This window comes from Aquibacillus halophilus, assembly GCF_009649745.1.
GTDB lineage: Bacteria > Bacillota > Bacilli > Bacillales > Amphibacillaceae > Aquibacillus > Aquibacillus halophilus.
Genome location: NZ_WJNG01000005.1, coordinates 1 through 24,669 on the forward strand (window position 1 = coordinate 1; position 24,669 = coordinate 24,669).

At 35.0% G+C, this 24,669-nt stretch carries 28 protein-coding genes; 23 read left to right on the forward strand and 5 right to left on the reverse strand.

Features of this window, described 5'->3' with window-relative positions; translation table 11 throughout:
• Nucleotides 1-245 precede the first annotated feature (245 nt).
• Together rnz and GH741_RS06450 are read right to left on the reverse strand one after the other, a co-directional pair.
• Complete coding sequence (rnz, locus tag GH741_RS06445; protein WP_153735977.1) at nt 246-1,172, reverse strand: ribonuclease Z; 927 nt, start codon at nt 1,170-1,172, stop codon at nt 246-248.
• A 144-nt stretch (nt 1,173-1,316) separates the two neighbouring features.
• Nucleotides 1,317-2,069, reverse strand: a complete 753-nt coding sequence (locus GH741_RS06450; protein ID WP_153735978.1) for a glycerophosphodiester phosphodiesterase — start codon at nt 2,067-2,069, stop codon at nt 1,317-1,319.
• A gap of 140 nt (nt 2,070-2,209) precedes the next feature.
• Between GH741_RS06450 and GH741_RS06455 the strand changes: the two genes are divergently transcribed.
• From GH741_RS06455 to GH741_RS06475, 5 genes are all read left to right on the forward strand, one after another.
• Nucleotides 2,210-3,850: a M20/M25/M40 family metallo-hydrolase gene (locus GH741_RS06455; RefSeq protein ID WP_153735979.1), complete on the forward strand. Its 1,641-nt coding sequence runs from the start codon at nt 2,210-2,212 to the stop codon at nt 3,848-3,850.
• Nucleotides 3,851-3,909: 59 nt separating this feature from the next.
• Complete coding sequence (locus tag GH741_RS06460) at nt 3,910-4,875, forward strand: MBL fold metallo-hydrolase (RefSeq protein ID WP_338079274.1); 966 nt, start codon at nt 3,910-3,912, stop codon at nt 4,873-4,875.
• The gene (locus GH741_RS06465; RefSeq protein WP_420809389.1) at nt 4,876-5,676 is read left to right on the forward strand and encodes an SDR family NAD(P)-dependent oxidoreductase; all 801 of its coding nucleotides are present in this window, start codon (nt 4,876-4,878) and stop codon (nt 5,674-5,676) included.
• A 105-nt stretch (nt 5,677-5,781) separates the two neighbouring features.
• Nucleotides 5,782-6,114: an iron-sulfur cluster biosynthesis family protein gene (locus tag GH741_RS06470; protein ID WP_170287576.1), complete on the forward strand. Its 333-nt coding sequence runs from the start codon at nt 5,782-5,784 to the stop codon at nt 6,112-6,114.
• Nucleotides 6,111-6,344 carry a YqkE family protein gene (locus GH741_RS06475; RefSeq protein ID WP_153735982.1) on the forward strand — a complete coding sequence of 78 codons (234 nt, stop codon included), beginning with the start codon at nt 6,111-6,113 and terminating at the stop codon, nt 6,342-6,344. Before GH741_RS06470 ends, GH741_RS06475 begins: the two co-directional genes overlap by 4 nt.
• Nucleotides 6,345-6,430: 86 nt before the next feature.
• Here GH741_RS06475 and GH741_RS06480 read toward each other — a convergent pair whose 3' ends face one another.
• Entirely contained in the window at nt 6,431-7,069 is a 639-nt protein-coding gene (locus GH741_RS06480) for a DUF1349 domain-containing protein (RefSeq protein ID WP_338079276.1), read from the reverse strand.
• Between the two features lie 55 nt (nt 7,070-7,124).
• Nucleotides 7,125-8,039: an aldo/keto reductase gene (locus tag GH741_RS06485; protein ID WP_153735984.1), complete on the reverse strand. Its 915-nt coding sequence runs from the start codon at nt 8,037-8,039 to the stop codon at nt 7,125-7,127.
• A gap of 127 nt (nt 8,040-8,166) precedes the next feature.
• Between GH741_RS06485 and GH741_RS06490 the strand changes: the two genes are divergently transcribed.
• The 13 genes from GH741_RS06490 (at nt 8,167) to sigF (ending at nt 19,124) form a co-directional block, all read left to right on the forward strand.
• The gene (locus GH741_RS06490) at nt 8,167-8,712 is read left to right on the forward strand and encodes an NUDIX hydrolase (RefSeq protein ID WP_153735985.1); all 546 of its coding nucleotides are present in this window, start codon (nt 8,167-8,169) and stop codon (nt 8,710-8,712) included.
• 52 nt (nt 8,713-8,764) lie between these two features.
• Nucleotides 8,765-9,880 carry an endonuclease Q family protein gene (locus GH741_RS06495; RefSeq protein WP_153735986.1) on the forward strand — a complete coding sequence of 372 codons (1,116 nt, stop codon included), beginning with the start codon at nt 8,765-8,767 and terminating at the stop codon, nt 9,878-9,880.
• Between the two features lie 88 nt (nt 9,881-9,968).
• A complete protein-coding gene (gene spoIIM, locus GH741_RS06500) occupies nt 9,969-10,607 on the forward strand; it encodes a stage II sporulation protein M (RefSeq protein ID WP_153735987.1) in 639 nt (212 codons plus the stop codon).
• A gap of 111 nt (nt 10,608-10,718) precedes the next feature.
• Complete coding sequence (fur, locus tag GH741_RS06505; RefSeq protein ID WP_153735988.1) at nt 10,719-11,174, forward strand: ferric iron uptake transcriptional regulator; 456 nt, start codon at nt 10,719-10,721, stop codon at nt 11,172-11,174.
• 263 nt (nt 11,175-11,437) lie between these two features.
• Nucleotides 11,438-11,656, forward strand: a complete 219-nt coding sequence (locus GH741_RS06510) for a YqzK family protein (RefSeq protein WP_338079277.1) — start codon at nt 11,438-11,440, stop codon at nt 11,654-11,656.
• Nucleotides 11,657-11,662: 6 nt separating this feature from the next.
• Nucleotides 11,663-12,550, forward strand: a complete 888-nt coding sequence (gene xerD / locus GH741_RS06515; protein ID WP_153735989.1) for a site-specific tyrosine recombinase XerD — start codon at nt 11,663-11,665, stop codon at nt 12,548-12,550.
• An 88-nt stretch (nt 12,551-12,638) separates the two neighbouring features.
• Nucleotides 12,639-13,817 carry a phosphopentomutase gene (deoB, locus tag GH741_RS06520; protein ID WP_338079278.1) on the forward strand — a complete coding sequence of 393 codons (1,179 nt, stop codon included), beginning with the start codon at nt 12,639-12,641 and terminating at the stop codon, nt 13,815-13,817.
• Nucleotides 13,818-13,830: 13 nt separating this feature from the next.
• Complete coding sequence (locus tag GH741_RS06525; RefSeq protein WP_153735990.1) at nt 13,831-14,652, forward strand: purine-nucleoside phosphorylase; 822 nt, start codon at nt 13,831-13,833, stop codon at nt 14,650-14,652.
• A 27-nt stretch (nt 14,653-14,679) separates the two neighbouring features.
• Entirely contained in the window at nt 14,680-15,981 is a 1,302-nt protein-coding gene (locus tag GH741_RS06530) for a pyrimidine-nucleoside phosphorylase (protein WP_153735991.1), read from the forward strand.
• A 272-nt stretch (nt 15,982-16,253) separates the two neighbouring features.
• Nucleotides 16,254-17,459: a D-alanyl-D-alanine carboxypeptidase family protein gene (locus tag GH741_RS06535; protein ID WP_153735992.1), complete on the forward strand. Its 1,206-nt coding sequence runs from the start codon at nt 16,254-16,256 to the stop codon at nt 17,457-17,459.
• A 108-nt stretch (nt 17,460-17,567) separates the two neighbouring features.
• On the forward strand, nt 17,568-17,921 hold the full coding sequence (gene spoIIAA / locus GH741_RS06540; protein ID WP_338079279.1) for an anti-sigma F factor antagonist: 354 nt from the start codon (nt 17,568-17,570) through the stop codon (nt 17,919-17,921).
• On the forward strand, nt 17,918-18,358 hold the full coding sequence (spoIIAB, locus tag GH741_RS06545; protein WP_153735993.1) for an anti-sigma F factor: 441 nt from the start codon (nt 17,918-17,920) through the stop codon (nt 18,356-18,358). The genes spoIIAA and spoIIAB overlap by 4 nt, the downstream gene beginning before the upstream one ends.
• A 10-nt stretch (nt 18,359-18,368) precedes the next feature.
• Nucleotides 18,369-19,124: an RNA polymerase sporulation sigma factor SigF gene (sigF, locus tag GH741_RS06550; RefSeq protein ID WP_153735994.1), complete on the forward strand. Its 756-nt coding sequence runs from the start codon at nt 18,369-18,371 to the stop codon at nt 19,122-19,124.
• Between the two features lie 83 nt (nt 19,125-19,207).
• Here sigF and GH741_RS06555 read toward each other — a convergent pair whose 3' ends face one another.
• On the reverse strand, nt 19,208-19,438 hold the full coding sequence (locus GH741_RS06555; RefSeq protein WP_170287577.1) for a hypothetical protein: 231 nt from the start codon (nt 19,436-19,438) through the stop codon (nt 19,208-19,210).
• A 586-nt stretch (nt 19,439-20,024) separates the two neighbouring features.
• Here GH741_RS06555 and GH741_RS06560 point away from each other — a divergent pair.
• The 5 genes from GH741_RS06560 (at nt 20,025) to lysA (ending at nt 24,655) form a co-directional block, all read left to right on the forward strand.
• On the forward strand, nt 20,025-20,645 hold the full coding sequence (locus GH741_RS06560) for a stage V sporulation protein AA (protein ID WP_153735996.1): 621 nt from the start codon (nt 20,025-20,027) through the stop codon (nt 20,643-20,645).
• Nucleotides 20,632-21,051 carry a stage V sporulation protein AB gene (locus tag GH741_RS06565; RefSeq protein ID WP_153735997.1) on the forward strand — a complete coding sequence of 140 codons (420 nt, stop codon included), beginning with the start codon at nt 20,632-20,634 and terminating at the stop codon, nt 21,049-21,051. Before GH741_RS06560 ends, GH741_RS06565 begins: the two co-directional genes overlap by 14 nt.
• A 59-nt stretch (nt 21,052-21,110) precedes the next feature.
• A complete protein-coding gene (spoVAEA, locus tag GH741_RS06570; RefSeq protein ID WP_240795431.1) occupies nt 21,111-21,686 on the forward strand; it encodes a stage V sporulation protein SpoVABEA in 576 nt (191 codons plus the stop codon).
• Complete coding sequence (locus tag GH741_RS06575; protein ID WP_153735999.1) at nt 21,679-23,160, forward strand: spore germination protein; 1,482 nt, start codon at nt 21,679-21,681, stop codon at nt 23,158-23,160. Before spoVAEA ends, GH741_RS06575 begins: the two co-directional genes overlap by 8 nt.
• Nucleotides 23,161-23,356: 196 nt before the next feature.
• Nucleotides 23,357-24,655: a diaminopimelate decarboxylase gene (lysA, locus tag GH741_RS06580; protein ID WP_153736000.1), complete on the forward strand. Its 1,299-nt coding sequence runs from the start codon at nt 23,357-23,359 to the stop codon at nt 24,653-24,655.
• The last annotated feature ends 14 nt before the right edge of the window (nt 24,656-24,669 follow it).

Here is a 24,669-nt window from a genome sequence, read left to right on the forward strand (position 1 = left end):
CGACACTCCTATGGGAAAGGAACAGTCTGAAGACCCCGCAGTGAGTGTTCTTTACGAGCGAGGAGGCTGAGGCGTTCCCCATGGAAAGGGAGTGTTTTTCCGCAGCGGCGAAATAGCACTATTCCCAATAAAGACCGTAAGGAAGTCAGATAGTTACGTCGGAGTTTATAGATATTCTGTCATAAACAATCTTTTAAGTAACAGTTTTCAAAGTAAATAAAAAAAGTCAACCATGGTTGACTTTTTTATTCTTTAGCAGGTATGTCTATTTCAAACAAATCGTATGCGACATCTGTATTATTAAAGATGCTTCGCGCTTCGAATAATAATTCATCTTGCTGTTCCTTCTGATAACGAGAAGATATATGGGTTAGTATAAGTCGTCCTACACTACTATCTCTTGCTAGTATAGCCGCCTGTATCGTTGTTGAGTGGTGGTACCTCTGGGCGAGTTCTTCTGAATCACCAGCGAAAGTTGCTTCATGTACCAGTACATCGGAATTATTCACGAAATGGGAATGTTCGGGAATGTATTTAGTATCACCAAGAATGGTAATTTTTCTGCCTGGTTTATTTGGGCCAATATAGTTATCTCTAAGCAATACATCCCCATTATCTAAGATAACAGTATTATTTTCTTTTATCTTCTGAAAAATTGGACCGGGTTTAATACCTGCTTTTATTAATCTCTCGGGTTGTAACTGCCCTGGCTTATCTTTCTCTATAAGCTGATAACCAAAACTTGTTACCCCATGATCTAATTTTTTAGCAACTACCTGATATCTATCATTATCTTCTATAAGCCCCTCAAATACTTCTTCAAATATTAAAGGATAACTTAGATTTGAACCACTAACTCTTAAACTAGTCTCAATAAACTCTTTAATACCTTTAGGTCCGTAAATAGTTAGTGGAGAAACTCCACCTTGAAATGAACGACTACTTAAAAAACCAGGTAGGCCATAAATATGGTCTCCATGTAAGTGGGTGATGAAGATTTTCTCTATTTTTCCTGGTCGAATATTTGTGTGTAAAATTTGATGTTGTGTAGCTTCACCACAATCAAACAGCCATATACTGCCTAATTCTTGAAGCATCTCTAATGCGATGGCAGATACATTTCTTTGTTTGGAAGGAACCCCAGCACCGGTACCTAAAAAAACCAGTCTCATTATTTACCTCCTAAATTTCAGCATTATAAAAATCAAAGTAAAATAATGCCTACAATATTCTAATAGAAAATTCAATTACATTTTTTCTATGTATCTGTGTTATTCACTTAGTATCCAAAAAATTATTATTTAATATCTAGTTGTTTATCTATTATTTGTGTGTTTATGTTTATACAATTCCCAGTACTCTATAGCAGTATGTGGGACATCTGTAAAGATAGCGTCACACTTTAATTTGTAACAACGCATCATTGAGATTGGCCTGTTAACCGTATAAATACGAATGTCTAGGTCATTATTATGGCAAGCTTCTACTAGAGAGTTCGTAAGCGATCGGTATTTCAAATGTAATGCTGACGCCCCAAGACTTTTTGTATAATCTACGAGCCCTTTGATTTTAGTTGATGTTAAAAATGCAGTTGAAAGGTTTTGGTCAATTTTATTTAGTTTCTTAATACTATTTGGACTGAAACTTGAAATGACGGTATTACCAATCACATTATACTTTGAAAGAAGCGAGTACACTTTTTCTTCTAGGTTTTTATAGTCAATGATATTGTTTTTTAATTCGATGTTCAATCTCAAATTTTTGTTTTGTGCCCATTGCAAAAATTGTTCAAGTGATACAATAGAGGTATTTGCGAAGCGAGTAGAAAACCATGAGCCGGCATCTAGCTTTTGTAATTGATCGAAGGTATAATCTTGAACAAACCCTGTACCATTAGTAGTCCGTCTCACATTTTCATCGTGGATTAAAACAGGTACTTTATCCTTTGTTAATTGAACGTCTGTCTCAATACCATCAGCACCCATTTGATAGGCTAACTCAAAAGCTGGCATTGTGTTTTCAGGTGCTAGTTTACTAGCGCCACGGTGGGCAAACACGATTGTTTTCAAGTAGCATCACCTCTGTAGTAATTGTTTTTATATCTTACAATCAATATGAAAATCAAGAAATTTTTACCAATAAAGTTCATTGCAAGGATATACTATGCTACAGTATACCAAAAAAGTCAATTTGAAAGAGGGGTATTATGATGAAAACTACTTGGCAAACAAAAAAACAATTAACGGATTTACTATGCTCGCTTGTTAAATACCCTAGTATTACAGGCGATGATGAAGAAATTGCATTAGCAGAATATCTATATTATTTAATATCTAACCGTGAATATTATCATCATAATCCAAGTCATGTGCAACTACATCCACTTAAGGATGGACGACAACTGTTAACTTCATTAGTAAAGCAGAGCGATTACGAAGATACTGTTATTCTTTTAAGCCACTTCGATGTAGTTGGAATAGAAGACTATGGATCGTTACGAAACTTAGCATTTCATCCCAATGAACTAACTGCCGAGATGAATAAAATGAAAAATGAATTACCGACACTAGTGCAAAAAGACTTAGAAAATGAAGACGGGGATTGGTTGTTCGGCAGAGGAACCATGGATATGAAAGCAGGCATATCTGTACATCTTTCAATGTTAGAAAAAGCGATGTCAGGTGAATTTAAGGGCAATATATTATTGCTGTCAGTTCCAGATGAGGAGGTTAATTCACTTGGAATGATAACGGCATTACCGATATTAGAGAAACTTAAGAAACAACATAACCTAAACTACAGTGCCTGTTTAAACGGAGAACCTATGTTTAGTAAATACCCGGGTGATCCTAGTAATTATTTATACACAGGCTCCATCGGTAAGGTCTTACCTGGATTTTTTTGCTATGGAAAAGAAACTCACGTTGGGGAACCATTTGCAGGTTTAAATGCCAATCTTATGATTAGTTTTATTTCTCAACAGTTAGAGCTAAGTGAAGCATTTGTTGAAAAGGTAGGCGATGAGGTAACGCCTCCGCCGGTAAGTCTCATGCAAAGAGATTTAAAAGAAGCCTATTCTGTCCAAACTCCAACTACTGCTGTTGCAATGTATAACGTTTTATACCTAAAACAATCAATTGAGACGATTAACGAGAAATTGTTCCGTGCAGCAAAACAAGCAAGTGTTTCTATTAAAGAACACTTTAATGAAAAAGTAAATAAGTATTCAGAGTTTGCAAATGAATTTATTAAACCCGATATCGATGTTCAAGTATTTATGTACGATGAGTTGTACCATTTGGCAGTAGAACGGTTTGGTCAGCATGAAGTGGAGCGCCGACAAAACTTATTGATTAGTAACCGTGATAAAGGAGATCGAGATTTCTCTACATTGCTTGTACAAGACTTAGCTTCGTTATGTAAAGATTTAGCACCAATGATTATTTTGTTTTACAGCCCACCATTTTATCCATCTGTTTCTTCACACAATGACCCAACTATAAAAAGGGTGGTTAATCGGGTGAAGAATGAAGCAACCAATCAATTCAGTATGGAAATTAAGGAAGTTGAGTTTTTTCCTGGTTTATCTGATTTAAGTTATCTAGGCCCCGTCAGTTCAAGTAGTAACTTGTCAGCTCTACTTTCAAATCTACCGATTCAAAATAAAGGATTTGAGCTTCCAGAAGAAGTGATGAAAGCTATTACTATGCCTATTCTTAATATAGGACCAAGAGGAAAAGATCCACACCAATGGACTGAGAGGTTAGAATTGAACTATAGCTTTTCACAGTTACCTACTCTTTTAGCGACAGCGATTCATGGATTACTCGAAAAGAAGAGAGACAAATGAGCAGAAAAAAGGTACAATAGCCTAAGAATGAATCACAATTCATTTTTGGAGGCATTTAAGTGACTAATCAATCAGAAGCTATACTAAAATTAACTGTACCTACCCCTTTCCCTGTAGGTGATGTACATATGTACTTAATTAGAGGAGAAAGTCTCACCTTAGTTGATGCGGGGGTGAAAACTGAACAGGCTTTGAATTTATTAACTAAACAATTAGATGATCTCGGTTACAAATTAGCCGATATTGAACAAATTGTGTTAACACATCATCATCCAGACCATATTGGATTAGTTGGGCATTTTCCAAATGTTCACAACATATATGGGCATCGCCTGAATCGACCGTGGTTAGTCCGTGATGAAGAATTTTTCAAGAGATATGAAGCATACTTTTATGAATTATATCAGTTAAGTGGTACACCAAAATCTTATCAATCGTTTCTAAAAACATTAAGATCTCCTTTAAAATTTGCGGGGGAATCAGATTTGCTAGAGGAATTGGTGGATGGAGATAGACTACCGGGGCATCCAGAATTTAAAGTGATTGAAACACCTGGTCATGCTCAAAGTCACCTTGCGTTTTACCGAGAAACGGATGGAGCTTTTATTGGTGGAGATTTACTGTTATCAAACAGTTCTTCAAATCCTTTGCTTGAACCACCTGAATCAGTTGACCAAGAACGGCCTAAACCATTGCTGCAGTATCGAAATTCACTGCAAAAATGTTTAGATTATCAGATTGGAGAGGTTTATCCAGGGCACGGACCGATTTTTTCTAATTTTTCCGAGTTAGTCGCTAAGCGTCTTGAGAAACAGGAACAAAGAGCAAGACTAGCTTTTGGATTATTTAAAGGTAATGATTTAACACCATTCATGTTATGTCAAAACCTTTTTCCAAATCACATTGAACAGCAATTTGGATTAACGATGTCAGAAACAATGGGGCAACTGGATTACTTAGAAGATAAGGGATTTATAGTGAAATATATAGAACAAGGGAAGCTTTTCTATTCAAAAACGAATTAGGTGATCAGATTGTCAAAAGTAACTGGAAAAAATATTATAATCACAGGTGCTTCAAGCGGTATTGGAAAAGAAATAGCAATGGAAATAGCTTCAAAAGGTGGTTTTCCAATTTTAGTTGCACGATCAGTGGACAAATTAATTGATCTTCAACAAATGTTAACTGTTAATTACTCAATAAATTGTAGTTATTACGTCGCTGATTTAACTAATCTGGATACCTGGGAAAATGTGTTAGCTGATATTATTTTCGACCATAAGTCTGTGGATGCAATAGTCAACAATGCTGGAGTCGGTATATTTAATTTACTCGAGGAATCCAACTGGGAAGACACTGAGCGGATGATTCAATTAAATGTGCTTTCGCTCATTAAAGGTGTCCAGGTAATCCTTCCACACTTTTTAGATCGTAAACAGGGTCATATTGTTAACATTGGTTCTCAAGCGGGTAAGATGTCCACACCCAAGTCAGCAGTCTATAGTGCTTCTAAACATGCTGTTATTGGTTTTTCCAATGCCCTTCGATTAGAACTTCGAAATAAAGGGATATTTGTTACTACTGTAAATTTAGGTCCGGTTCGAACCAACTTTTTTGATGTTGCAGATCCTACAGGAAAATACAAAAAGGCAGTAGATAAGTATATGATTAATCCAAATCAGGTCGCTAAACAGGTAGTTAAGTATTTATTCACTAATAAAAGAGAAATTAATCTTCCACGCTGGATGGATGCTGGCAGTAAACTTTATCAACTTTTTCCTAGTATTGTCGAAAAATTGCTACGGAAACAATTTTTGAAAAAGTAGTAGTCGCTTTAGTTAGCGAATAGATTGAAGCTACTTCAATTTTCTACTATCATAGATTCTAGAATATTTGAAAAGAGTACACATTTTAAAAGAGGAGGGAGTAAGTTGCGATTATCTATTACTCCACAGGCTCTTGAACGAGTTATTGAATTGCAAGGGTCTGATCAGAACTATTTATGGCTTTATTACGACACAGAAGGCTGTGGTTGCGGTGTGAGCGGATTGCCTAGTGTGCGATTTGCAACTTCAAAAAACGATTCTTATCAACTGGTAGAATCTAATAAACTTCAGGTAATTATCCATAAACAACAAGCAGTGTTCTTTGCTAAAGAAATGAAACTTGACTATACAGAAAATTTCTTCCGATTATCTAGTTCTGAGGGAATGTTAAATCCTATCATTTCAGAATTTGATTTGCAGAAAGAGGAAGTAGTATGAGTAAAAAGAAACAAGAGTCAAATACACTAAAAGATCGATTGAATGATGAACTATTAGCAAAACTAACTACAAAAAAACAGGAATTAAGAAAACAAGAGGAAGATAAATTACAGAAAGAAAAAGAAAAAGAAAAACAAGTTAAAATAGCAGAGCAAAAAAGGAAGGAAGCCAATAAAAGTTTTGAAGAACTACTATCAGATAGTGAGATGGATTGGCGTAAGTTTAAATAAGCAATGTTGAATGAAGAATGAGGTCTAAATTTCTTATTAGAAATTTAGACCTCATTTCAATCCTAGTTAATATACCTCGCAAGGTATCATAAATAAACTGATGAGTCCTTATCCTTGATTGATTGTATTTTAATAAAGTCAAAATTAGCTTGATATCCTTTACCTTGGGGACTGCAGGCATAGATTCCTGCATCAATCGAATTTGTCTGATCTTCAAACAGGTGAGCAATTCGAATTTGTTTCCAGTTTAATCCGTCTCTTGAATAGTCTACATAGAAGTCATGGTCTACTTTTGTTATTCTGAAAAAATGTGTATTATCTTTATTTTCTATTTCTTGGGTTGACCAATCTGAGTAACCATAGTTAGTTACTACTGCACCAAGTTTGTCATTGCCATCTGGTATATGTTCAACTGAAGATTTGATCCAACTATCTTTTGAAAATCGAACCATAAGTCCAGATTGATCATATCGATTAATTGGATTAGCTGTTACTTTAGTAGTGATTGTGAAATCTCCTGTTAGTTTGCAATGTAGAAAATGGCCATTATCAGCTTGAAAACCATAGTGTGTATTTTGCCAAAAGTCTGTTTCTTTTTCAGATTCAATTACTAGTTCCGATTTAGTAGAATCAATTCGCCACTCTTTGGGTTGCTCGAACCATTCTAATTTTTGATCATATTCAGCTTTACTAAAATCTTCAAAAAGGATAATATCCTCTCTCACTTTATCCGCCTCCATCACATCATAGTTCTATTAACTCCAGAAATAAGAAATATCGTTATCTGTGCTTATCATATTTGATTGGGTAGGTTATTTCCTTTAATTGTTGGTACATTTCTTGAGTTAAAGCGGGTGCTTCTTTGAGAATTAAATTGTTATCTAATTGTTCTACCGAACTTGCCCCAGCAACTGCACTTGCAACAGCAGGATGGTAAAGAACATACTGTAAAGCTAATTCAGTCATTGCTTTTTCGTTAGAAAGAGTATTTAACTGTTCGATCATTGAGAGCAATCGGTCATAGGAATATTCTAAATATCCATCTTTTCCTTTTCCTTGTACTTTTTCCGATGCATAGTCACTTAGCATCCCCTTCGCAACTGGACCTCTAGCTACTACACTTATATCATTTTCATTTAAAAAATCTAACATACTTTCCTCAGGTCTTCGATCAAACATACTGTATTGCATCATCACATTTACAATATTGGACTTCTTTACATATTCTTTAATCACATTTGGTCGAATTGATGAAATTCCGTAATAACGGATGAGACCTTCCTGCCTCAACTCTTCAAATGCTTCAATTGTTTCATCAATCGGATCATTAATTGTACCACCATGAAGCTGGTAGAGATCAATATAGTCAGTCTGTAGTCTGCTTAGACTGTCTTTTACTTGTTTTTTTATATAAGCCTTAGAAGGATCCCAAAACCAACTTCCATCATCCTTCAAGTGATTACCTACTTTTGTTGCTAGTACGATTTGGTCTCTTTTGCCTCTAATTGCCTTCCCGACAATGGTTTCGTTCTGACCTTGATCATATAAATCTGCTGTATCTAAGTAATTAATTCCAGAATCAAGAGCGTGATCAATAATAGTTTTCGCTTTACTTTCACTTGTACCTAATGACATACACCCAAGTCCCAATTCAGATACGTAAAGATCGGATTTGCCAATCTGATTTTTCTTCATATTTAATCATCCTTTCAGTTAAACACTATTTATTACATTGTAGGAACAATACATATCAAACACAACTAAAGTGAATGTTAAACTATGTTAAAATGACTTATATTGTTTTAAAAGGAGATTATCGTCTATGAAAAAATTCGAAGAAAAAACATTCCACTCGGAAGTCATTTTTAATGGAAGAATTATCAATTTGAAAGTTGATAGTGTTACTTTACCAGACGGAAAAACATCTAAGCGAGAACTAATTACTCATCCTGGGGCTGTAGCAGTGATTGCGATTACAGCTGATAATAAAATTTTATTTGTAGAACAGTATAGAAAGCCTTTGGAAAAAAGTTTGGTTGAGATACCAGCGGGAAAGTTAGAAAAGGGAGAGCAACCGGAGTTGACTGCTTTACGTGAGCTAGAAGAAGAAACTGGCTATACAACTGACAACATGAGACTTTTAACTTCATTTTATACATCTCCGGGTTTTGCAGACGAATTAATATATTTGTACATAACCAATGATCTAAAAAAACTCGAACAAGCAAAAGGACTAGATGAAGATGAATTTGTTGAATTAATGGAACTTTCATTGGAAGAAGCGGAGCAACTAGTAAAGACGCAACGGATTCATGATGCAAAAACGGCTTATGCAGTTCTTTATTTAAAATCTGAAGGAATGATTTAATTTGATTCTATCGTCATATTTCGCGGATCTTCATGTCCATATTGGAAGGGACATGTTTAATAAACCTGTAAAGATTACTGGTTCAAAAGCTCTTACTTTGACCAACATATTACAAGAGTCAAGTCGCAATAAGGGTATTGACATTGTAGGAGTTATTGATAGCCACGCACCTGCTGTGTTAATGGAAATCGAAGAACTTATTGTTAGTGGCAGTGCTACAGAGTTAACTGATGGTGGTATTCAATTCGAAAATGTAACCTTAATTCTAGGATCTGAAATTGAAGTATATGATCAAACATGCCGTGGACCTATCCATGTCTTATGCTATATGCCAAATCTTTCATCAATGAAAAAATTTTCTAAATGGCTATCAACAAAAATGAAAAATATAAATTTAAGCTCCCAACGATATTATGGTACAGGAAAAGAACTACAAGTGAAGGTAAAAGAATTAAATGGTCTATTTATTCCAGCCCATGTCTTTACACCCTATAAAAGCCTCTACGGAAAAGGGGTTAACCAATCGCTAACTGAAGTTTTTGATGAAACACAAATTGATGCTATCGAATTAGGTTTAAGTTCGGATACAATAATGGCAGATCAGATAAGCGAACTTCATAATTATACCTTTGTCACAAACTCTGACGCACACTCATTGGCTAAGATTGCTCGTGAATATCAGGAGATTAGGATGAAAGAACCTACCTTCAAAGAGCTATCTTGGGCGTTACACCAAATACATGCCAGGGAGATTAAAAGCAATTACGGGATGAATCCCTTATTAGGAAAATATCACAATTCGGTATGTAGAAAGTGCTTAAATCCCAACAAAGGCGAGGATAGATGTGAAATATGTGGTTCAGTTAAAGTAACGAAAGGAGTAGCTGATAGAATTTCAGAATTGAGAGATAATTTTAATCCCTTGCAAAGGGAGCGGCCTCCATATATATACCAAGTACCACTAGAATACATACCATCATTAGGACCTAAAACTTTCGAAAAACTACTAAATTATTTTGGGACTGAGATGAAGATTATTCATAAGGTACCTGAACATGAGTTGGATAAGGTTGCTGGTCCTAAGATAACAAATATTATTATAAAGATGAGAGCGGGGGAGCTTCGTTTTCAAATAGGTGGGGGAGGTAGATACGGAAAGCTACTCTAGTAGAATTAACTCTTTTTGGTCTATTTTATATGAGTTTCTCATAGATTTTACTAAACGTATTATTTTGGTAGAAAAGCGGGGGAAACTCATGTATAAAAAAAGAACATTAATAGCCGAGCATTTTAGTAATCATGCCGTTATTTACTTTTTCATGTTAGTACTTTTTTTAATAGGTGTTATTTTTGGAGCAGTAATTGTAAATAGCATGAACTTTATTCAAAAACAGGATTTATTTTTTTATTTAGATCGTTTTTTTGGTCAACTTTTAGAGGGACCAGTTGTTGATAAACAGGAAATGCTAAGAAGTAGTTTGTTTTATCATCTTAAATATTTGCTTCTTTTGTTTATTCTAGGGCTATCTATAATTGGTTTACCAATTATCTGGATTCTTCTTTTTGTAAAAGGATTGGTAATAGGTTTTTCAGTAGGATTTTTTGTAAATCAGATGGGGTGGCAGGGGCTTATCTTTGCTGCTGCTTCGATCGCACCTCAGAATTTTTTAATCATTCCTATTTATTTGGTTGCTGGAAGTTTAGCGATGATTTTTTCTTTAACGTTATTAAGAAAGCTCTTTACTCGAAGATTACAACAACCTATTTTACAACCATTCTTAAGATACACATCTCTGTATCTAACCCTACTGGTGATAGGTAGTTTAGCCGCAATCATAGAGTCGTTTATTTCTAATGAAGCGATGCAAGTAGTTATTCGTTGGATTTATAGTTAATAGTAATTATTATTAACTATTTATTATTATATATTAATTATAATGATTGTAATTGACACCTGTTTGATGTCTGCTTATAATGAAATTGGGATTATGAGGGAGGTTTCAGACATGGAGCATCGAATTGATCGAATAAAAAAACAATTACATTCACAAAGTTATAAACTAACTCCACAACGGGAAGCTACCGTACGGGTTTTGTTAGAACGTGAAGAGGATCATTTAAGTGCAGAGGATGTATACCTCCTCGTAAAAGAAAAAGCACCAGAAATTGGTCTTGCTACAGTTTACCGAACTCTGGAATTGTTATCAGAATTAAAGATTGTTGATAAAATAAATTTCGGTGATGGTGTATCAAGGTATGACCTTCGAAAAGAGGGTGCAGCTCACTTCCACCACCATCTTGTTTGTATGGAATGTGGTTCAGTTGAAGAAATTGTTGAAGACTTACTAGATGATGTAGAGAAAATTGTGCAAGACGATTGGGGTTTTCAAGTAAAGGATCATCGGCTCACTTTCCACGGTGTCTGTAAACAATGTCAGATAGAAGTTGTTCCAACAACATAGTTTGTACTAAAAGCCTTTTTAAAAAGGCTTTTTTTGTTTTTAGTATATAATAGATATATCGAATAGCAAAAATTTAGCACAAACATTTACATACACAAAAAAGTTCGATATCTTTAGGTCAACTACGTATATTTTGATGGTTTTTTGGCATATCTTTGTACTAGCTAGGATAGTAAAACTAATTCTATTCTATAGTCTTGAAATTAATAAAAAGTACTCTATCAATACTTTGAGACTTTGTATTATGAAGAGGAGATATGTTCATGAAACCAATGTACACATTAATTAAGGAAACAATAAAAATATTTATTATATTTACAGCATGTACACTTCTCTTTTACTTTGGGTTGCAGGCTATGCATGCTGAATATCAAGAATATCATCGTTATGACCAACCAGAAGGTAAAGCAGTAAAGGTTTTTAATTATAACCAACAAGATGTTATTGATCGATTATCCATATTTTTTCGACTAGGGGAGTAATATACGATGCAGGATATGTTAAACGACTTTCTTCATTATTTAAGGGTAGAAAGAGGACTATCCAAAAACACATTGGAGTCTTATAAGCGTGATTTAGTTACTTATAACAAATATTTAGTTTCTACGTATAAAATTGAAAAATGGGATACCGTAGTTAGAAATCATGTCATGCAATATCTTTATCAACTAAAGGACCAAGGAAAATCCTCAGCAACTATTGCTAGGACGTTGTCATCTCTTCGTTTATTCCACCAATTTTTAGTCCGTGAATATCATTTAACTAATGATCCAAGTTTACATATTGAGACACCCAAAAAAGACAGAAAATTACCAAAGGTATTATCTGCTGATGAAGTTGAAACACTCTTAACTATACATGTAAAGGACCCACTAAGTATTCGTAACAAGGCAATGTTAGAAATGTTATATGCATCTGGTTTGCGCGTATCAGAATTGATGTCTTTAAAAGTAAGTGATCTTCACTTAACGATGGGGTTTGTTAGGTGTTTTGGAAAAGGTTCTAAAGAAAGGATTGTGCCCTTAGGCGATTTGGCCAAAGAATCGGTAGAATCTTATTTGTCATTTAGTAGAGATAGCTTATTAAAAAAGAAAAATAGTGATTTTCTTTTTTTAAATCATCATGGAAATAAATTGTCAAGACAAGGTTTTTGGAAAATTCTAAAAGGGATTTCTCGTGAAGCCGGGATAACTAAAGAAATTACGCCACATACTTTACGACATTCATTCGCTACCCACCTGTTAGAGAATGGTGCTGATTTGCGGTCTGTGCAAGAAATGTTAGGACATGCTGATATATCTACTACTCAAATCTACACACATGTAACAAAAGCTAGATTAAAAGACATCTATAAGTCCTATCATCCTAGAGCGTAGCATTCTTCTAATTTCTCAATATACTCATCCTAATTAAAGGCATAATCCCGGTTCAATTAGGGAAAGTAAACGTAAAGGAGGAATACAAGTGAAAAGCTTTGAACGCATATTTTTAATTGTTTTAGATTCTGTCGGTATTGGTGAGGCGCCAGATGCTGATAAATTTAATGATTTAGGTGCAGATACACTTGGACATATTGCTGAACATATGAAAGGGTTAGATATGCCTAATCTAGGAAAAATGGGTTTAAGTAATATTAAAGAGATTAAGGGTATAGAAAAAGCAAGCCAACCACAGGCCCATTATACTAAGATGGCAGAGGCATCAAACGGCAAGGACACAATGACAGGGCATTGGGAGATTATGGGACTACATATCGAACATCCATTCCGCACTTTTCCTGATGGATTTCCGGATGAACTAATCAATGAATTAGAACAAAAAACCGGTCGATCCATTATTGGGAATAAACCGGCGTCAGGAACTGAGATACTGGAAGAACTCGGGGAAGAGCATATCAAAACTGGATCATTAATTGTTTATACATCAGCAGATTCTGTATTGCAAATTGCAGCTCACGAAGAAATTGTACCAATCGAGGAGCAATACAAAATTTGTGAAATTGCTCGAAAATTAACACTAGATGAAAAATACATGGTAGGTCGAGTAATTGCTCGTCCGTTTATTGGTAAGCCTGGTGAGTTCGAACGGACGTCCAACCGACATGATTATGCCTTAAAGCCTTTTGGTAGAACGGTGATGAATGAATTAAAAGATGATGGATATGATGTTATTGCCTTAGGTAAAATCTCGGATATTTATGATGGTGAGGGTGTTACAAAATCTATACGTACTGAGAGCAACGAAGATGGCTTAGAAAAAATGATTCAATCGATGGATATGAAATTTAAAGGATTGAACTTTTTAAATTTAGTTGATTTTGATGCTAAATACGGCCACCGAAGAGATCCACAAGGGTATGGAGAAGCCTTAGAGTTTTTTGACACTCGTGTCCCCGAGATATTAAGTAAAATAGGCGAAGACGACCTGCTCATTTTTACGGCAGACCACGGCAATGATCCAACAGCCCAAGGAACAGATCATACAAGAGAATACGTACCTCTTCTTGTATATCACACAGGTATTAAAACGGGGAATGAACTACCAATTAGAAAAACTTTTGCTGATATAGGTGCAACTATTGCAGAAAACTTCAAAAGTAAAATGCCAGAGTATGGAACCAGTTTTTTGAAGGATATAAAATAGGGAGGAATGTGTGATGAAAAACATGGAGGTTAAGCAAGCAGCTTCATTTATTGAAAAAAAGTTAAATGATGGCCCTACGTTGGGGCTAATTCTTGGTTCAGGTCTTGGTGTATTGGCTGATCAAATTAATAATCCTATTACAATTTCTTATAAGGATATTCCTCATTTTCCAGTGTCAACAGTTGAGGGTCATAAGGGGCAATTGGTTGCTGGAGATTTAGAAGGGTGTCAAGTGATTGCCATGCAGGGACGTTTTCACTTTTATGAAGGATATACGATGGATCAAGTGACATTTCCGATTCGGGTAATGAAACAATTAGGAATAGATACCTTAGTAGTAACTAATGCTGCTGGAGGGATTAATGAGTCTTTTAACCCTGGCGATCTAATGATTATTAATGACCATATTAATAACATGGGAACAAACCCATTAATCGGATTGAATGACGAACAATTAGGCGTGCGTTTTCCTGACATGTCACAGGCATATAATAGAGAGCTAGTTAATCATGCAAAACAGTGTGCTAAGGAATTAGATATTAAAATTCAAGAGGGAGTATATGTGGGTAATACAGGGCCTTCCTATGAAACTGGAGCAGAAATTAGAATGTTAAGGACTATTGGAGGCGATGCTGTCGGTATGTCTACAGTTCCAGAAGTAATTGTAGCTAAGCATGCCAAGCTTCGTGTATTAGGAGTTTCATGTATATCTAATATGGCAGCAGGTATCCTAGACCAACCCTTATCACACGATGAAGTAATAGAAACAACCGCAAAAGTTCGGGAAGACTTTTTGAAATTTATTAAAAAGATAATCCAAACACTTCCTGTTTGAGACTCTAAAAAATAAAGGTGATATAAAATGAGAATGGTTGACATCATTATAAATAAACGTAATGGTAAGGAACTAACAGAGGAAGAAATTCAGTTCTTTATTGAAGGATACACAAATGAAACGATACCGGACTATCAAGCATCTTCACTATTGATGGCTATTTATTTTAAAGGTATGTCTGAACAGGAAACCGCAGCCTTGACAAAAGCGATGGTAGAGTCCGGAGATACGATTGATTTGTCCCCAATTAAAGGCCATAAAGTAGACAAGCATTCAACAGGTGGGGTAGGAGATAAAACAACATTCATCGTTGGCCCACTTGTAGCGTCCGTAGGAGTCCCTGTTGCAAAGATGTCTGGTAGGGGATTGGGCCACACAGGAGGTACTCTTGATAAATTAGAATCTATCGAGGGATTTAAAATTGAGATGACAAAGGAACAATTTATTAAAAATGTAAATGAAAATAAACTCGCCGTTGCTGGTCAAACAGGAAATCTTGCTCCAGCGGATAAAAAATTATATTCGTTAAGAGATGTGACAGGAACAGTAGATTCAATCCCATTAATTGCCGGATCTATAATGAGTAAAAAGCTGGCTTCAGGTGCCGATAGCATTGTACTGGATGTAAAAACCGGAACAGGTGCGTTCATGAAAACTCTTTCCGAATCCGAAGCATTGGCAAAAGCAATGGTTACGATCGGTAATAATTTAGGTCGCAATACTGTAGCAGTTATAAGTGATATGAATCAACCGCTCGGTTATGAAGTAGGAAATGCCAATGAAGTTAAGGAAGCAGTAGAAGTATTGCAAGGAAAAAAAGTTAATGATTTACGAAGTTTGTCATTAGAACTTGCATCTCACATGACCGTATTAGCTGAGGTATTTGAAACATATGAACAAGCGTATCACACCTTAGAAGAAAATCTTGAAAACGGCAAAGCATTTGAGGCATTTCGTCGATTTGTGCAAGCGCAGGGTGGTAATATCAATATGATAGATGATCTATTCATGCTTCCATCTTCAAAATATCACCTTGAAGTTAAAGCTGAACAAGACGGTTATGTAACTGGAATAGATGCAGAGTCTATTGGAGTAGCTGCTATGTATTTAGGAGCTGGTAGATCAACTAAGGATGATCAAATTAATCACGGAGTTGGTATCACTTTAAAGAAAAAAATTGGGGATCAGGTTAAAAACGGTGAAACTTTGGTTATTCTCCATAGTGACCAAGAATCAACAAGCGACTCAACTCAAAAGGTGTTAGACGCCTATAAAATCGAATCTACTAATAAAGGTGAAAATAAATTAATATATAAAGTCATAAAATAATTTAAATTAAATTCACATCTTATGCAGTAATTTCTCGGAAATAGCAAGGAACTTTAATATTTTTTTGAAAATAACTCGAATTTTCGGGTTATTTTTTTGTTCTTTAAAACTAAATTAGTTGGTTTTTTATAGAAAATTTTCTTATCTAGTACGCTTTAAAGTTTTCTAACAAGAAAAATTAAACATATTATCATTGAAATGATCTTCTAAGATAGTATAAAAATTCATTTAATGGAAAATATATGAATAATAAATGATTTGGAGGTATTGCTATGAAAAAGTATTTTTTAACATTGTTAACGATATTTACGATTCTATTTGCTATAGGAGCCTTACCAATACATGCGGAGGAGGACTCTAAAGAAGAAAATAATCAACAAGGTAATACAACAGATAAGCTAAATCTAGCAGAAAACTCTAAATCTGCATTATTACTTGAGCGTGATACCGGAAAAATATTGTATGAAAAAAACGCTCATGAAAAATTACCACCAGCAAGCATGACTAAAATAATGACTTTAATATTAATAATGGAAGCACTGGACGAAGGCAAAATTAAACTAGATGAAACAGTAAGAATAAGTGAGTATGCAGCTTCAATGGGAGGATCCCAGATTTTTCTAGAAGCTGGTGAAGAAATGGTTGTAAAAGACTTATTAAAAGGAGTAGCTGTAGCGTCTGGCAATGATGCAAGTGTTGCTTTAGCTGAAAGAATTGCAGGAAGTGAAGAGGCTTTTGTCACTATGATGAATGAAAAAGCAAAAATGCTTGGTCTCGAAAACTCAAAATTCCAAAACACCACAGGACTACCTGCAGAGAATCATTATAGTACTGCCTATGATATGGGGCTTATGGCAAAGGAACTATTAAAACACGAGGAAATAACTGAATATACTAGTATCTATGATGATTACCTACGTAAAGATACAGAGGATGAATTTTGGTTGGTAAATACTAATAAGCTAGTCAAATTTTACGAAGGTGTAGATGGACTAAAAACTGGATTTACTTCGGAAGCAAAATATTGTTTAACAGCGACTGCGAAAAAAAATGATATGCGGACTATAGCAGTTGTTATGGGTGCCGAATCCCCTAAAAAAAGAAATGGTGATGTAACAAAAATGCTTGACTATGCGTTTAATCACTTTGAAACAAAATTGTTATTTAAAGGTAACCAGCCTGTTTCTCAACTTAAGTTGATCAAAGCAGACAAAGATAACGTTGATATTGTGACGGAGGAATCTGTATCAGTTGTCCATGAGAAAGGTGAAAAACTAGATGGCGTGGAGACTACTGTAAAAATAAATAGTAATATTGAACTTCCTTTAGAAAAAGGAGACATAGTTGGTAAACTTGAAGTCACATTAGATGGTAAAATTCTTTCAGAAACATCATTAGTTGTTAATAACGATGTCGATAAAGCTGGTTTCTGGAAGTTATTTAAACGTTCTATGGATGAATTGGTGAAAAAGGAATAAAAGGATAATCTTTGTTCGAATAAACACTTCTTTTGTCGACAAGAAGGTATTTGATCGTTGGATACAGAAAAAGATTTACTACAGGAAATATGTTAGGAGGAATCAGTAGTGAGTCTTACTGTTAAATTAACAACGAAAGAAAATGTATTGTTAGTTCGTCTTTCAGGTGAATTAGACCACCACACAGCAGAAAACTTAAAAAATCAATGGCAAACAGCGTTAAGAGAGAAAAAAGTGAAGCATGTGATTCTTAACCTCGAACAACTATCGTTCATGGATAGCTCCGGTTTGGGAGTTATTTTAGGTAGGTATAAAGAAGTCATGCAATTGGGAGGGGAAATGGTGGTCTGTTCAATTTCACCTGCTGTAAAGCGTTTATTTGATATGTCAGGTTTATTCAAGATTATCCGATTAGAAGAAAGTGAAAAATTTGCCCTGATAAGTTTGGGGGTGGCCTCATGAGCAACACAATGACTGTAGAGTTTTCTAGTATAAGTTCTAATGAATCATTTGCTCGAGTAACTGTGGCTGCTTTTGTATCTCAGTTAGATCCAACTATGGACGAGCTAACAGAAATTAAAACCGTTGTTTCTGAAGCTGTAACAAATGCAATTATTCATGGGTATAACGATCAACATGATAAGAAAATTTTAATATCATGCACTCTTAATGATGATGAAGTTGAATTAATCATTCAAGATGATGGTGTTGGAATTGATAATATCGATGAAGCTATTCAGCCGCTATTTACATCAAAACCAGAATTAGAAAGATCTGGCATGGGTTTCACAATAATGGAAAATTTCATGGATAAAGTAGAGATTATCTCAAACCCCGATCAAGGTACGACAATTAAATTAATAAAACAATTTAAGAAAAGTAAAACCTTATGCAACTAAGGGGATGCCTATGGAAATAGAACTGAAAAAATCACAAAAAGACAAGCAACTGACTGATGTTCAAGTAAAGAATTATATACTCTTAAGTCAAAAAGGTGATCAATCTGCACGAGACCTTCTTGTAGAAAAAAATGTTCGTCTTGTTTGGTCAGTTGTTCAACGTTTTATCAATCGAGGTTACGACCCTGATGATTTATTTCAGATCGGGTGTATAGGGTTGTTAAAGTCAATTGATAAGTTCGATCTTTCATACGATGTTCGGTTTTCTACTTATGCAGTTCCTATGATTATTGGCGAGATTCAGCGTTTCATTCGAGATGATGGTAGTGTAAAAGTAAGTAGGTCCTTAAAAGAAATTGGAAACAGAATTAGGAAGAAAAAAGATGAGTTAACAAAGGATATGGGTAGAACACCAACAATTAATGAATTAGCCTTAGCTCTTGAGTTATCACCGGAAGAAATAGTCCATGCTCAAGAGGCTGCCAGATTACCACATTCCATTCATGAAACCGTTTATGAGAATGATGGCGATCCAATTACACTACTTGATCAGATTGCTGATCAAGATACGAACTGGTTTGACAAAATTGCTCTTGAAGAAGCAATTAGAGAACTAGAAGAAAGAGAACGATTGATTGTATATTTAAGATACTATAAAGATAAAACACAGTCTGAGGTTGCCGAACGCTTAGGTATTTCTCAAGTTCAAGTTTCTCGATTAGAAAAGCGTATTCTCCAATATATAAAAGAGCAGATTGGTATTTAGAAGAGTTGTCATATGACAACTCTTCTTTTTAATTTGGCTGTATTATAAAGTTTGATGCTCTGACACAATATCTATAGATTGCGTCATAACTTTTTGATAATTTTTTCACTTTTCCTTAATCGGCTGCGATTTGCGCTCCGGGCAGTCGCTTTCCGCGGGCAACGCTTCAACTTCCTCGGAAGAATACCACTTCCTTGAAAAAGGAAAACACTTTTTCTGCGTGCGATGTACCGCTTTCGAAGTGTTTTCTTGTCCTGAGGGATTTTCAGCCGTCGCTTTTCCCGCAGGAGTCGACTGCCCTGCGCTCCAATCAACCATAATATAAGAGTAAACAGCTGTTGTGATATTGAAGTTATTAAACACAACATTATACTACGTAAGAGATAAATAAAGACTTTTCAAAAATACAACCACTATTCTTAGAGAGAGTTAATTTCATTAACTAAAGGTTTATTGGTGTAAAATCTCACTTGAACAGATAACCTCTCTAAGCTTCGGATAAACACTCATTTTCAGTTAGATATATTCCATGAAACTTAGCGACCATGGGTTTTATTCTTCTATAATCAGAACACTACTACTAGTGAAGGCAGAATACGTAGACTCCTGTGGGAACAGCGTGTTCCGAAGACCCCGGAAGAAGCGTTCTTTTACTTCTGAGGAGGCTGAGGTCGTGCCCACGGAAAGCGAAGTATTCTGCCGAAACGGTGTATGTCATCCCATAAAAGAGAAGGTAGAAAGCAAATTACAGTCATAGTATCCAACTATATCTTGTTTCCTATTTTCAAAGGTCAAGGTTTTATTTTCTTAAGAATAACAAAGTTAAACCAAAATGAATGATTAGGATGATTCCTACCCATACTAAGCAAACGAATTTCCGAAAAAGGAGGAAATTTTATAATGGGAGGAATTATTTATTTAAGACTGAAAAAAAACATTGAAATTAAGGGTAACGACATAATCCACCTTAATGACATTGCTTATATTACTGGGGATTCAGCCACCATTAATCAAATAGGAAAAACTTTTATATATGAAATAACTGATTCAGACAAAACTATTTCAGTTATTGAAGGTTTTACCGTTGTACAACAATTAATCCAATTATTCCCCAAAATTGAAATCCAGCTTATTGGCCCAACTCAATCTATTATAAATATAAAAAAGACAACTAAAACACCTTCCTTAATATTAGTAATTTTGATTTGGTTATTATTATTTATAGGAGCTTCTATGGCAATAATGAATTTCCATTACGATGTAAGTATGCAAGAAGTCCAACAAAAGCTTCACTTTCTTATGACAGGAGAAAAAACTGAGTATCCACTATGGATACAAGTTCCTTACTCACTCGGTTTAGGTGTTGGAATGATTTTATTTTTTAATCATCTATTTAAAAAGAGATTTAACGAGGAGCCAAGTCCTCTTGAAATCGAAATGTTTAAGTACCAGCAAGATCTTGATAGCTATGCTTCTTACTATCAAAATACATTGACTGAACAAAACAATGATACTAACTAACTTAATTCAAGTATTTATCGGTTTTGCTTCTGGCCTCATAGTTGGCACTGGATTTGTGGCGTTTTTAACTGTTTTAGGAATTATCCCAAGATTAATTCAATTAAGTAAGACTGAGCAATTTATGAGAACTTATGTATCCGGAGTAATTATTGGTGCATTCTTTGGTATTTTTCTCTCTTTTAGCGGGGTATCCTTTAATATTTCGACAATAGCAATTATAATCTGGGGAGCTTTTCATGGCGTTTTTATAGGCATGCTAGCAGCCGCTCTCACAGAAGTATTAAACGTTTTTCCGCTATTGGCCAAAAGGGTAGGGCTTGAATATCATTTGCTTTGGCTATTAATGGCATTAGTTTTCGGGAAAGTATTTGGCTCTTTATTTCAGTGGATTATTTTTGTTAAATGAAAAGAATAATCATATTATAACGTTTTAACCATTGATTTCTTTGGTATGAAAGGACAGTCATGATGAAACAAAATAAGAAAAAAGTAATCATTATCACTGATGGAGATGAATATGCGAAGAAAACCATTGAATTTTTATCAAAGGATATCGGTGGTACCTGCTTAGCTTATTTATCTGACAATCCAACGCATGTGACTCCAGAAGAAGTAATAAAAGCAGTCCATCAAGCTAATGCAGATCCAGTGTATGTACTAATAGATGATGCTGGAATTCAAGGTGTAGGAGCTGGTGAGAAAGTCCTATTGGCGTTGGCAAACGATCCTTTTACAGAAATTATCGGTGCTGTAGCTGTGGCAGCTCATACGAAAAATATGGAATGGTCACGTTTTACATTTGCTATTGATAATAATGGGGAATTAATTCCAAATGCAGTAGATAAAGAAGGTATTCTTGTACCTGATACCGACAGAATAAACGGTGACACAGTATATTTATTAGATCAGTTGAACTTACCAATAGTAATTGCCATTGGGGATATAGGTAAAATGTACGGAAAAGATGACATAAAAAAAGGATCACCAATCACTAAAAAAGCAATTGAAATAATTATTGAGAGAGGTGGAAGCAATGAATAAAGATAAACAAAAAAAAACTATCCCACCTAGAATAAAAGAAGTAGAAAGGTTTATGGAGGATAACGTGGGAGTTGGGACTTCTTTTGATGTTGGTTTTAGAAACTTAACCATACTAAAGAAGACAACTCATTTATACTATTTAACTGGACTTTGCGAAACCGCAATAATTGTTGAGTTAATAAAAAAACTTGTAGAAATAAATGATAATGAACGAAACATAAGAAAAGTACCAGAGATTATAGAAAATCGCCTAGTTCATCAACAGGTGACAAAAGCAAAATCAATGGACGATGTAGTCGATCAGCTTTTATCTGGATTAATTGTTATTTTTATCGATGGAGAAGATGAAGCTTTGATAGTTGACGTTCGAAGTTATCCTGGTCGTTCCCCTAAAGAGCCGGATACTGAAAAAGTAGTTCGTGGTGCTCGGGATGGCTATACTGAGAATATTATCCAAAACACTGCGTTAACTCGGAGGCGTGTTAGAGATGAACGTTTGCGTCATGAAATTATCCAAGTAGGTGAACGATCAAAGACTGATGTATGTATTTCTTATATTAAAGATATTGCTGATGATGGATTAGTTGACCTTATAAAAAAAGAAATCAAAGCAATCGAAATTGATGGCATCTCCATGGCTGATAAAACCATTGAGGAATATTTGGTTAAACAAAGGTTTAATCCCTTTCCACTCGTAAGATATACGGAAAGACCAGATGTGGCTTCTAACCATCTGTTTGAGGGTCATGTACTAATTATGGTAGATACATCACCAAGCATGATTATTACCCCAACTACATACTTTCATCACGTTCAACATGCCGAAGAATACAGGCAGTCGCCAACTGTTGGTACTTTTATTAGGTGGGTAAGGTTTATTGGTATTTTTGCATCAATTTTTTTATTGCCATTTTGGTTATTATTGGTTCAAGAACCAAATTTATTACCTGAACCTCTTCAATTTATCGGTCCCAATGAATTAGGCAACATTCCAATTGTATTTCAATTAATAGCAGCTGATATAGGGATAGAATTTTTGAGGATGGCTGCTATTCATACACCAACTCCGCTATCAACTGCTATGGGTCTAATAGCAGCAGTATTAATAGGTCAAATAGCTATTGATGTTGGTTTGTTCAGCGCGGAAGTAATTCTATATGTAGCAATTGCTGCAATCGGTTCGTTTGCGACTCCAAGTTATGAACTTAGTATTGCCAACAAGATGGCTAGGGTTTTTCTGCTAATTGTTACTGGTATATTTGGCTTAAAGGGTTTTGTGATAGGGGCTACTATATACATTATTGGTTTGTCTTGTATCAGGTCGTTAAATACACCATATTTGTGGCCTTTTCTGCCATTTAATGCGAAGGCTTTAATGCAGATTATATTTCGTATTTCTGTCCCTATGACAAAAGATAGGCCGAGCATCGTACATCCTAAAAATAATTATCGTCAACCGAAATTTAAGAGTTGAACCATTTGTACTGATGTGTTAAATTAATTCTATCTATAAACACTGTGTTTTTTAAAAAAAGTTAAAAAAGATGGCAACATTACTATTATCCCTTGTCCACACCATTTCTATTATTTTTAACTAATAATAGCTAGTGGTGATAAGGGATTTTGATTTGTTCTTATACAGTGTGTCCTATCCTTTGGAGGTGTAACAAATGAACCATCCTTATAAGTTAAACGAACAAGGTCATTTAATGATAGATGGAGTAGATACTACTTACTTAGCAGAAAAATATGGTACGCCTCTATTTGTGTATGATGTCACAGCGATACGAAAAAATGCTCAGGCTTTTATAAAAACATTTGAGAGCCTACGAGTAAAAGCACAAGTCGCATATGCTAGTAAGGCCTTTGCTTCCGTTGCTATGTTGCAAGTTGCTAAGCAAGAAAATTTAAGTCTTGATGTTGTTTCTCAAGGAGAATTATACACAGCTCTTCAAGCAGAATTTCCTGTAGAAAAAATCCACATGCACGGAAACAATAAGAGCTATCAAGAATTGGAAATGGCTGTTCAGCATGATATTGGTTGCATTGTTATTGATAATTTCTTTGAAATCGAATTGCTGAGAGAAATTCTTGAAAAAAACCAAACAACAGTAAATGTATTAATTCGAGTTACTCCTGGAATTGAGGCACATACTCATGATTACATTTTAACTGGAAATGAAGACTCTAAATTTGGATTTGATTTATCAAATGGGCAAGCAGAACAGGCATTTACAATATTAAATGAAATCGACTCAATCAATGTCAAAGGATTACACTGTCATATTGGCTCACAAATCTTTGAAACAGATGGGTTTGTCATGGCTGTTCAACGATTATTTCAAAAATTAAGTGAGTGGAGTCAAAAATATCACTTCACATCAGAAGTGTTAAATCTTGGTGGTGGATTTGGAATACGTTATACTGATGAAGATGATCCGTTACCACTAGAAAATTATGTTGAAGCACTCGTAAAAGAAGTAAAAAAACAAACGGATCACTACCAAATGCCTTTTCCTGAGATATGGATAGAACCTGGGCGTTCTATTGTAGGAAATACAGGAATAACTCTTTACAGCTTAGGTTCAAAAAAAGAAATTCCTGGAATTCGGAACTATGTTTCTGTTGATGGTGGTATGACAGATAATATTAGGCCAGCTCTTTATCAGGCTAAGTATGATGCATTGATTGCTAATAAAGCAGACCATCCATTAACTGAAAAAGTTTCTATTGCTGGTAAATGCTGTGAGTCTGGAGATATGTTAATATGGGACTTAGATGTTCCCTCAATTGAACATGGTGACTTTTTAGCGGTTTTTAGTACTGGTGCATATGGGTATTCCATGTCTAATCACTACAACCGTTTCCCAAAAGCAGCTGTTGTATTTGTTGAAAATGGGGAAGATAAGCTAGTGATTCAGAGAGAAGCGTATCAAGATTTAGCACGTAATGATTTGTCATACGAATAACAAGGAGGAATTAA